This is a genomic window from Rhizobium alarense (assembly GCF_021555155.1).
GTDB lineage: Bacteria > Pseudomonadota > Alphaproteobacteria > Rhizobiales > Rhizobiaceae > Rhizobium_D > Rhizobium_D alarense.
On sequence record NZ_JAKGBU010000063.1, the window covers coordinates 15,635 to 24,533 of the forward strand.

At 67.1% G+C, this 8,899-nt stretch carries 8 protein-coding genes; 6 read left to right on the plus strand and 2 right to left on the minus strand.

Annotated elements, in window-relative coordinates:
• Positions 1 to 1,219, minus strand: a 1,219-nt coding sequence (locus LXM94_RS18385; RefSeq protein WP_329605626.1) for a malic enzyme-like NAD(P)-binding protein, incomplete at its 3' end; no start/stop codon positions are given.
• Positions 1,220 to 1,457: 238 nt separating this feature from the next.
• On the opposite strand from LXM94_RS18385, the gene LXM94_RS18390 reads away from it, so the two are divergent.
• Together LXM94_RS18390 and LXM94_RS18395 are read left to right on the plus strand one after the other, a co-directional pair.
• Positions 1,458 to 2,297, plus strand: a complete 840-nt coding sequence (locus LXM94_RS18390) for a UDP-2,3-diacylglucosamine diphosphatase (protein ID WP_235772923.1) — start codon at positions 1,458 to 1,460, stop codon at positions 2,295 to 2,297.
• 93 nt (positions 2,298 to 2,390) lie between these two features.
• Positions 2,391 to 3,611: an MFS transporter gene (locus tag LXM94_RS18395; RefSeq protein ID WP_235772924.1), complete on the plus strand. Its 1,221-nt coding sequence runs from the start codon at positions 2,391 to 2,393 to the stop codon at positions 3,609 to 3,611.
• On the opposite strand, the gene dgcA is transcribed toward LXM94_RS18395, so the two are convergent.
• On the minus strand, positions 3,563 to 4,546 hold the full coding sequence (gene dgcA / locus LXM94_RS18400) for an N-acetyl-D-Glu racemase DgcA (RefSeq protein WP_235772925.1): 984 nt from the start codon (positions 4,544 to 4,546) through the stop codon (positions 3,563 to 3,565). The genes LXM94_RS18395 and dgcA overlap by 49 nt on opposite strands.
• A gap of 96 nt (positions 4,547 to 4,642) precedes the next feature.
• Between dgcA and LXM94_RS18405 the strand changes: the two genes are divergently transcribed.
• The 4 genes from LXM94_RS18405 (at position 4,643) to LXM94_RS18420 (ending at position 8,822) form a co-directional block, all read left to right on the plus strand.
• Positions 4,643 to 5,830, plus strand: a complete 1,188-nt coding sequence (locus tag LXM94_RS18405; protein ID WP_235772926.1) for an ABC transporter permease — start codon at positions 4,643 to 4,645, stop codon at positions 5,828 to 5,830.
• Positions 5,831 to 5,844: 14 nt separating this feature from the next.
• Positions 5,845 to 6,627 carry an ABC transporter ATP-binding protein gene (locus tag LXM94_RS18410; RefSeq protein ID WP_235772927.1) on the plus strand — a complete coding sequence of 261 codons (783 nt, stop codon included), beginning with the start codon at positions 5,845 to 5,847 and terminating at the stop codon, positions 6,625 to 6,627.
• A gap of 74 nt (positions 6,628 to 6,701) precedes the next feature.
• Entirely contained in the window at positions 6,702 to 8,072 is a 1,371-nt protein-coding gene (locus LXM94_RS18415; protein ID WP_235772928.1) for an MlaD family protein, read from the plus strand.
• A 132-nt stretch (positions 8,073 to 8,204) separates the two neighbouring features.
• A complete protein-coding gene (locus tag LXM94_RS18420; RefSeq protein ID WP_235772931.1) occupies positions 8,205 to 8,822 on the plus strand; it encodes an ABC-type transport auxiliary lipoprotein family protein in 618 nt (205 codons plus the stop codon).
• Positions 8,823 to 8,899: the final 77 nt, after the last annotated feature.

Here is an 8,899-nt window from a genome sequence, read left to right on the forward strand (position 1 = left end):
CGGCCGGCGCGATGCGCAGGATGAGGCGCTGGTCGAAGGGCGAGGGGATGAGGTAGTTCGGGCCGAAGCTCGGCGTCTCGCCGGAATAGGCGCGGGCGGCGACCTCGGAGACCTCCTCGCGGGCGAGCGCCGCGATGGCGCGCACCGCCGCCATCTTCATCTCCTCGTTGATCGTCCGGGCGCCGCAGTCGAGCGCGCCGCGGAAGATGTAGGGGAAGCAGAGGACGTTGTTGACCTGGTTCGGGAAATCCGAGCGGCCGGTGCAGATCATCGCGTCCGGACGGGCGGCACGCGCCTCGTCGGGCATGATTTCCGGTGTCGGATTGGCGAGCGCCATGATGAGCGGCCGCTCGGCCATGCGCACCAGGAGCTCCGGCTTGAGCACGCCGGCCGCCGACAGGCCGAGGAAGACGTCGGCGCCGTCGATCGTCTCGGACAGCCGGCGTTTCTCGCTCTCCTGCGCGTAGACGGCCTTCCACTGGTCCATCAGCACGTCGCGGCCCCTGTAGACGAGGCCTTCGAGGTCGTGCACCCAGATGTTCTCGACTTTCGCGCCGAGCGTCACGAGCAGGTTGAGGCAGGCGAGCGCCGCGGCGCCGGCGCCGGAGGCGACGATCTTTGCCGAGGCAATGTCCTTGCCGGCGAGCTCCAGGCCGTTCAGAACGGCCGCGGCGACGATGATAGCGGTGCCGTGCTGATCGTCGTGGAAGACCGGGATATCCATCTTCTCGCGCAGCCGGCGCTCCACCTCGAAACATTCCGGCGCCTTGATGTCTTCCAGATTGATGCCGCCGAAGGTCGGCTCGAGCGCCGAGACGACGTCGACCATGCGCTCGACTTCAGGGGCGTCGATCTCGATGTCGAAGACGTCGATGCCGGCGAACTTCTTGAAGAGCACGGCCTTGCCCTCCATCACCGGCTTGGAGGCGAGCGGGCCGATATTGCCGAGGCCGAGCACGGCGCTGCCGTTCGAGACGACGGCAACGAGGTTGGCGCGCGAGGTGTAGTCGGCGGCGGTTTCCGGATCGTCGCGGATCGCGAGGCACGGGGCGGCAACGCCCGGCGAATAGGCAAGCGCCAGGTCCCGCTGGTTGCCGAGCGGCTTCGTCGGCTGGATCTCGAGCTTGCCCGGGCGGGGATAGCGGTGGAAGAACAGCGCCTGCTGGTCGATGTCGCCGCTGGCGGGTGTCGGCTTCTTGGGAGTTTCGCCCGTGCTCATCGTCGTCTTGTCCCTCTTGCGATCTGGCTGGCGGCGGTTCTAGCCCACCGGCAGGAGCCATGAAAGGTGCGCCCGCCATAAATCGGCAATTCGATGCCGCTGCAACGGTCGAATCCGGTCGCAGACCGGTAGTCCAGAGGCTGTGTCATTTTCCTGAAACAAGAGTCTGGTTTTCACGGGGGGCATAGCGAGAGGCCGGTCCGCCGGCCGAGGCCGCCCCATCGGAGACGTCTCAGGCATGACCCTCAGCACAGACACGACCGCCGTGCGGCAGGTGCGCACCCTGTTCATTTCCGACGTGCATCTCGGATCCAAGGCCGCCAAGGCGGACTTCCTGCTGGATTTCCTGAAATACCACGAGGCCGGGACGATCGTGCTCATCGGCGACATCGTCGACGGCTGGCGGCTGAAGCGGAGCTGGTACTGGCCGCAGAGCGCCAACGACGTGGTGCAGAAGCTGCTGCGCAAGGCGCGCAAAGGCACCCGCATCATCTATGTGCCGGGCAACCACGACGAATTCCTGCGTGATTTTCCGGGCATCCATTTCGGCGGCATCGAGGTCGCGCCGCAGATCATGCACGAGGCGGCCGACGGCAAGCGCTACCTCGTCCTGCACGGCGACGAGTTCGATGTGGTGGTGCGCAACGCCCGGCTGCTCGCCTATCTCGGCGACTGGGCCTATGACGCGGCGATCGTCATCAATATCGGTCTTGCGGCGGTGCGCCGCCGTCTCGGCATGCCCTACTGGTCCTTTTCCGCCTGGGCGAAGCTGCAGGTCAAGCACGCCGTCAACTTCATCGGCGAATTCCAGCGCGTCGTCGCGGAGGAAGCTCGCAGGCACAAGGCCGACGGCGTGATCTGCGGCCATATCCACCATGCCGTCATCACCGAAATCGACGGCATCCGCTACATCAACAGCGGCGACTGGGTGGAAAGCTGCACGGCCATCGCCGAGAATTTCGACGGGTCGATGGAGCTCATCACCTGGCAGCGGGCGGACCTGGCTGCACGGGTGGCGGCAGCCGCCGGGCCGCTGCAGTCCGTGCCCGCCGCGATCAAGGAAGCCGAGGCCGCCTGACGGCGGACAATTCGGGCCTGTCAGAATTCGCGGATTGGCGGCGCCGGAGCAGCATGATAGGGGATTGGCGATCCTCTCTTCAGGTCTTCCTCCATGAATACCCAACCGGGTCTGGTCGTCAGTGCGGGCGCGCCGCCGTTTTTCGTGCAGCGCATCGCGATCCTGTTCTGCGCCCCGATGCTGGTGAACGGCATCGCGCTGCCCTATTTCCCCGTCTGGCTCAATTCGCTGACGATGAGCGATTTCGAGATCGGCGTCGTGCTTGCCGTGCCGATGATCCTGCGCGTCTTCACGGCGCCGCTGGCCGGGCTTCTCGCCGACCGGATCGGCGAACGGGCCACGGTGCTCGTCTGGTCGAGCCTGCTTTCGCTGCTCACGGCGCTTGCGCTCTTTGTCTCGGAGAGCTTCTGGCCTGTGCTCATCCTCTATGCGCTGCAGGGCGCCGTCTACGCGCCCTATGTGCCGATTGCCGAGTCGATCGCGCTGTCCGGCGTCCGGCGCTGGAATTTCGACTATGGCCGCATGCGCTTCTGGGGCTCGCTCGCCTTCATCGCCTCCACGATGGTCGGCGGCTGGCTGTCCGGTCTCTTCGGCGGCGCCATGGTGCTGCCGGCGATGGCGGTCGGCTTCGTGCTGACCGTCGTCGCGGCGCTGACGACGCCGCGCATCGGCAAGCCGCGGCGTCCGTCGCCGATCACCGCGCTTGCCGTGGCGCCGGCTGGCTCGCTCCGGCAGCGCGACGTGCAACTGATGCTGGCCGGCGCGGCGCTCGTCAATGCGAGCCACGCACTGCTCTTCGCCTTCTCGGCGATCTACTGGACAGGGCGCGGCTTCAGCGGCACGGAAATCGGCCTGCTCTGGAGCGCCGGCGTCTTCGCCGAGGTGATCTTCTTTGTCTTCGCGACGCGCCTCCGCCGCCGCTTCAGCCTCTGGACGCTGCTGCTGTCCGGCAGCGCCGTCACGGTCCTGCGCTGGCTGTTTTATCCGATGGAACCCGGTTTCGCCGGCTATTTCGTGCTGCAGTGCCTGCACGCCTTCACCTTCGCAAGCGTCCATATCGGCGTTCAGAACCGGATCATCCAGCGGGTGCCGGAAGAGCAGGAGGCCTCGGCGCAGGGGCTCTACTTCTTCTACAACAACATCTTCATGGCGCTCGCCACCTTCGCCTCCGGCTACGCCTATGCCTGGTACGGGGTGAGCGGCTTCTATGTCATGTCCGTCGTGGCGGGCTGCGGCCTCGTTCTCGTGCTGGCGGCGCGGGCCGCTCAGCCCCAGAGCGCGCTTTCCGGCGGAAACACCAGCGAAGCCTCGTAGCGCAGGCCGGGCTCCCGGTCGCGGGCAAGCAGCAGCGGACCGTCGAGATCGACGACGTCGGCGTCCTGCGCCAGAAGCACGGCCGGCGCCATGCCGAGCGAGGTGCCGACCATGCAGCCGACCATGACGGAAAGCCCATGGCGCCGGGCCTCGGCCCGGATATCGAGCGCCTGGGTGAGGCCGCCCGCCTTGTCGAGCTTGATGTTGACCGCGTCGTAGCGGTCGGCGAGCGCGCCGATGTCGGCGGCGAGATGCACGCTTTCGTCGGCGCAGACGGGCACCGGGCGGACGATCGTGCCGAGCAGCGCATCCCTGCCGGCGGGAAGCGGCTGCTCGACCAGCGCGACGCCGTTCTCGGCGCAGACGGCGAGGTGGTGCGTCAGCGTTTCCTCGCTCCAGCCCTCGTTGGCGTCGAGGATGATGCGGGCGTCGGGCGCGGCGCGGCGGACGGCGCGGATGCGCGCTGCGTCGTCGCCGGTCCCGACCTTGACCTTCAGCAAGGCCCGGTGCGCATGCTCCGCCGTCCGCGCCGCCATCACGTCGGGCTCGCCGAGCGAGATCGTATAGGCGGTCGTCAGCGGCGAGGGCTGCGGAAAACCGATCGCCGCGGCGACCGGCAGGCCGGTGCGTTTCGCCTCGAGATCCCAAAGGGCGCAGTCCACGGCGTTGCGCGCCGCGCCGGCCGGCATGGCATGCTGCAGGTCGTCGCGCGACAGGCCGGCCTCGAGCGCGCCGCGCATGGCTTCGATCGCGGCGAGCACACCGTCGATCGATTCGCCGTAGCGCCGGTAGGGCACGCATTCGCCCCATCCGCTCGCGCCGTCCTTGCTCAGGCGGACCACGACCACCTCGGCCTCGGTCTTGGAACCGCGCGAAATGGTGAAGCTGCCGGCGATCGGGAAACGTTCCTTGAAAACATCGAGTTGTCGCCGCATGCCGGTCGTCCGTCCATGTTAATTTTTCCGGCCTGCAATCGGGCAATCGCATTCTGTGTCGGTGACAGATGGCGGTGGAGCCGGTATGAGTCGGGCATGTTGGGTCAAGTGCGGGAAGAAGCAAGAGATTTGAGCGCGACGACATTTTCCCCCGCCGGCATCGACGTCTCCGACAACGGCAGCGGCTCCGGCCAGATATGGAAGCTGACCGGCGCGTGGCGGCACCAGACCGCGGTTGCGGCCGGCCGCAGGATCGACGAGCTCAAGGACAAGGCCGGCGGCCCGCTTCAGGTCGATCTCAGCGGCGTCGAGGGCATGGACACATCCGGCGCCTGGCTGATCCGCCGGCTGATCTCCGACCGCCAGCGCTCGGGCGAGGCAGTGCGCCTCGTCGACGGCGGCGGCGAGCGCTATGCGGACCTCATCAAGGCGCTGCCGGAAGAGCTGAAGAGGCCGGGCGAGGGCGACGGCGAGCGTCCGACCCTGTTCGAGCGGCTCTTCGCGCCGGCGGGCGAGGCGGTGGTCGAGATCTGGGAAGACCTGGTCGCCGCGATGTATATCCTCGGTTCGGCGGTGCGCGGCGCGCAGCTCAAGCTCGGGCGGCACAGCGGCCTTTCGCCGGCCGCCGTCGTGCATCAGCTCGACCGCATGGGCGTCCGCGCCGTGCCGATCATCGTGCTGATGTCCTTCCTGATCGGCGCCATCATCGCCCAGCAGGGTGCCTTCCAGCTCCGTTATTTCGGCGCGGAGGTCTTCGTCGTCGACCTGGTCGGCATCCTGCAGCTGCGCGAGATCGGCGTGCTGCTCACCGCCATCATGATCGCCGGCCGCTCCGGCAGCGCGATCACCGCCGAGATCGGGTCGATGAAGATGCGCGAGGAGATCGACGCGCTGAAGGTGATGGGGCTGAGCCCGATCGGCGTTCTGGTCTTCCCGCGGCTCGTGGCGCTGACGGTTGCGCTGCCGCTCCTGACGGTCATCGCCAATTTCGCGGCGCTCGGCGGTGCGGCGCTGGTCGCCTGGGCCTATTCGGGCATTACCGTGGACACGTTCCTGTCGCGCCTCAAGGAGGCGATCGACATGTCGACGGTCGTCTCGGGCATGATCAAGGCGCCGTTCATGGCGCTCATCATCGGCATCGTCGCCTCCGTCGAGGGCCTGAAGGTCGGCGGCAGCGCGGAATCGCTCGGCCGCCACGTCACGACCTCCGTGGTGAAGGCCATCTTCGTCGTGATCCTCGTGGACGGGCTCTTTGCCATGTTCTACGCCGCGATCGACTTTTGACGGGAGCGGGCGGAATGGACACGACGACGAAGGCGAACGGCGCCGATATCGTGCTCTCGGTCAAGGACCTGACGGTCGGCTTCGGCAGCAAGATCGTGCTCGACAAGCTGAACCTCGACATCTACCGCGGCGAGATCCTCGGCTTCGTCGGGGCGTCCGGCACGGGCAAGTCGGTGCTGATGCGCACGGTGCTGCGCCTGCTGCCGCGCCGCTCCGGCTCGATCCACATCCTCGGCGCCGATTTCGACAAGGCGAGCGAGGAGGAGCGGCTGCGTCTCGACATGCGTCTCGGTGTGCTCTTCCAGCACGGCGCGCTCTTTTCATCGCTGACGGTGCTGGAGAACATCCAGGTGCCGATGCGCGAATATCTCGACCTGCCGAAGGCCATGATGGATGAACTTGCCCGGCTAAAGATCGAGCTCGTCGGCCTTGCGCCGGAGGCGGCGGAAAAATACCCGTCCGAGCTTTCCGGCGGCATGATCAAGCGGGCGGCGCTTGCACGCGCGCTGGCGCTCGATCCGGACCTCGTCTTTCTCGACGAGCCGACCTCGGGCCTCGATCCGATCGGCGCCGCCGAGTTCGACGAACTGATCGCGAAGCTGCGCGACACGCTGGGCCTCACGGTCTATATGGTGACGCACGACCTCGACAGCCTGTTTTCCGTCTGCGACCGCATTGCGGTGCTCGGGCAGAAGCGGGTGTTGGTCGAGGGCACGATTGACGATATGCTCGCCTGCGACGACGAATGGGTTCAGGCCTATTTCCAGGGCAAGCGGGCACGGGCGATCGTGCGGTGAAACTTTTCCGCGGTGCGGCCGTTCATGGGGTTCGGCCGCGCCCCGACAGGCGACGCGACTGAAACTGGGAAGACATGGAAACCAAAGCCAACTACGCCCTCGTCGGCTTCTTCACCATCCTCGTCATGGCCGCGGCCTTCGGCTTCGTCTACTGGATGTCGCAATACGGGCGCAACGGCGAGATGGCGCCGCTCGCGATCCGCATTCCGGGCTCCGCCAACGGCCTCAGCGTCGGCTCGCCGGTCCGCTTCAACGGCATTCCGGTGGGCTCGGTGCGCAGCCTGGCGATCGATTCGGACGATCCGCGCTTTTCGATCGCGCTGACCGAGGTCTCGACCGCCGCCCCGGTCAAGCAGACGACCTCGGCGAAGCTCGAGGTGCAGGGCCTGACGGGGGCTGCCTATATCGAGCTCAGCGGCGGCAGCACGACGGACCAGAACATCCTGCGCGAAGCGCTCGAATCGGACGGCACCGCGATCCTGACCGCCGAGCAGTCGAGTGTCACGAACCTGCTGGCGACCGCTGACAGCATCCTGAAGCGCGCCGACACGGCGATCGGCGACATCCAGGGCTTCGTCGCCGACGCGCGCGGGCCGCTTACCAACACGATCCGCAACGCGGAGACCTTTTCCAACGCGCTGACGCGCAATTCCGACAATATCGACGCCTTCCTGCAGTCGGTCGGCGGCCTGTCCGAAACCTTCAACGGCCTGTCCGGCCGCCTCGATTCGACGATGGCGTCGATCGACGCGCTCGTCAAAGCGGTCGACGCCGAGAAGATCGACCATATCGTCGGCAATGTCGACAAGGTGACGAGCGACCTCGCCGACGCGTCGTCCGACGTGAAGAGCACGGTGGACAGCTTCCGTCAGGCGGCACAGACCTTCCAGGCCTTCGGCACGCGGGCGACCGCCTCGCTCGACCGGATCGACGCGCTCGTCGCCAGCGTCGATCCGCAGAAGGTCGGAACCGTCGTCGACGACATCTCCGCGGCAAGCGCGGATGCGCGCAAGGCGATCGCCTCGATCACCGGCCTTGCCAACCGCATCGGCGAACGGGAGGACGACATCGACCAGACGATCACCGACGTCCAGCAGATGGCCAACAAGCTGAACGCCGCCTCGACGCGGGTCGATGGCGTGCTCGCCAAGCTCGACGGCTTTCTCGGCGAGGGCGATTCGGAATCGCTTTTCGCGGAGGCGAAGGCGACGCTCACCTCGTTCCGCCAGGTGGCCGACAATCTCAACGGCCGCATCGGGCCGATCGCCGACAACCTGCAGCGCTTCTCGGGTTCCGGGCTGCGCGACGTGGAGGCGCTGATCACCGACACGCGGCGCACGGTGTTAAGCCTCGAAAGCACCATTTCGGATTTCGACCGCAATCCGCAGCGCCTCATCTTCGGGGGCGAGACCGTCAAGCAGTTTGACGGCCGTACACGCCGGTGAGAGGTGCAGACTGTGACCTCAACTCCACAGCGACGCCGCCTGCGGCGGAAGCCCTGCTTTTGTGCGGGCTCCCGGCGGTGACACCATGCCCGCACGCTGCTAATGCTTGAAGAGAAACAGGGCTTTGTAGAGATGGCGGGTTCGGGGTTGCGTGCATTGCGGGAGTTGCCGGCGGGACGACTCGCGTCCGTCGTTCTCGTTGCGGCGACGCTTGCGTCCTGCGGCGGCGGACAGGCCCGGAACGACACGTTCAGTCTCTCCGCGATGCCGGTGATCGAGGGGCCGTCGGCGCGCAACCGCCAGATCCTGGTGCCCGAACCGTCGGCGCTGAAGGCGCTGAACAGCGAGCAGGTCGTCATCAAGCCGACCGTTTCCGAAATCCAGTATCTCGCTGAGGCCCAGTGGAGCGACCGGCTGCCGAAGCTGGTGCAGGCGAAGCTCGTCGAGGCCTTCGAGAACACCGGCTCGGTCGGCGGCGTCGGCAAGCCGGGCGAGGGGCTCGCGATCGACTACCAGGTCGCGACCGACATCCGCGCCTTCGAGGTCCGGACCGACGGGCCCGACGTCGCCGTGGTCGAGATCTTCGCCAAGGTGCTCAACGACCGCAACGGCACGGTCCGGGCGCAGAAGGCCTTCGCCGCGACGGTGTCGGTCTCGGGAACGGGCAACCCGGCCTTCATCAAGGCGCTCGACGCCGCAGCGGCGAACGTGACCGCCGAGATCGTCGCCTGGACGCTGAAGGTCATCTGAGCCGCGGCCGCAAGACGGGTTTCCGGCAGCCGCGAATCGGCTATCATCCGGGTCCGGCGCGGCCCGCGCCTCCTCCC

What these genes read in the sequence shown, in the direction of transcription:
- LXM94_RS18390 (WP_235772923.1), top strand. Translation starts at nt 1,458, where the DNA reads ATGACCCTCAGCACAGACACGACCGCCGTGCGGCAGGTGCGCACCCTG.
- LXM94_RS18395 (WP_235772924.1), top strand. Translation starts at nt 2,391, where the DNA reads ATGAATACCCAACCGGGTCTGGTCGTCAGTGCGGGCGCGCCGCCGTTT.
- dgcA (WP_235772925.1), bottom strand. Translation starts at nt 4,546, where the DNA reads ATGCGGCGACAACTCGATGTTTTCAAGGAACGTTTCCCGATCGCCGGC.
- LXM94_RS18405 (WP_235772926.1), top strand. Translation starts at nt 4,643, where the DNA reads ATGTTGGGTCAAGTGCGGGAAGAAGCAAGAGATTTGAGCGCGACGACA.
- LXM94_RS18410 (WP_235772927.1), top strand. Translation starts at nt 5,845, where the DNA reads ATGGACACGACGACGAAGGCGAACGGCGCCGATATCGTGCTCTCGGTC.
- LXM94_RS18415 (WP_235772928.1), top strand. Translation starts at nt 6,702, where the DNA reads ATGGAAACCAAAGCCAACTACGCCCTCGTCGGCTTCTTCACCATCCTC.
- LXM94_RS18420 (WP_235772931.1), top strand. Translation starts at nt 8,205, where the DNA reads ATGGCGGGTTCGGGGTTGCGTGCATTGCGGGAGTTGCCGGCGGGACGA.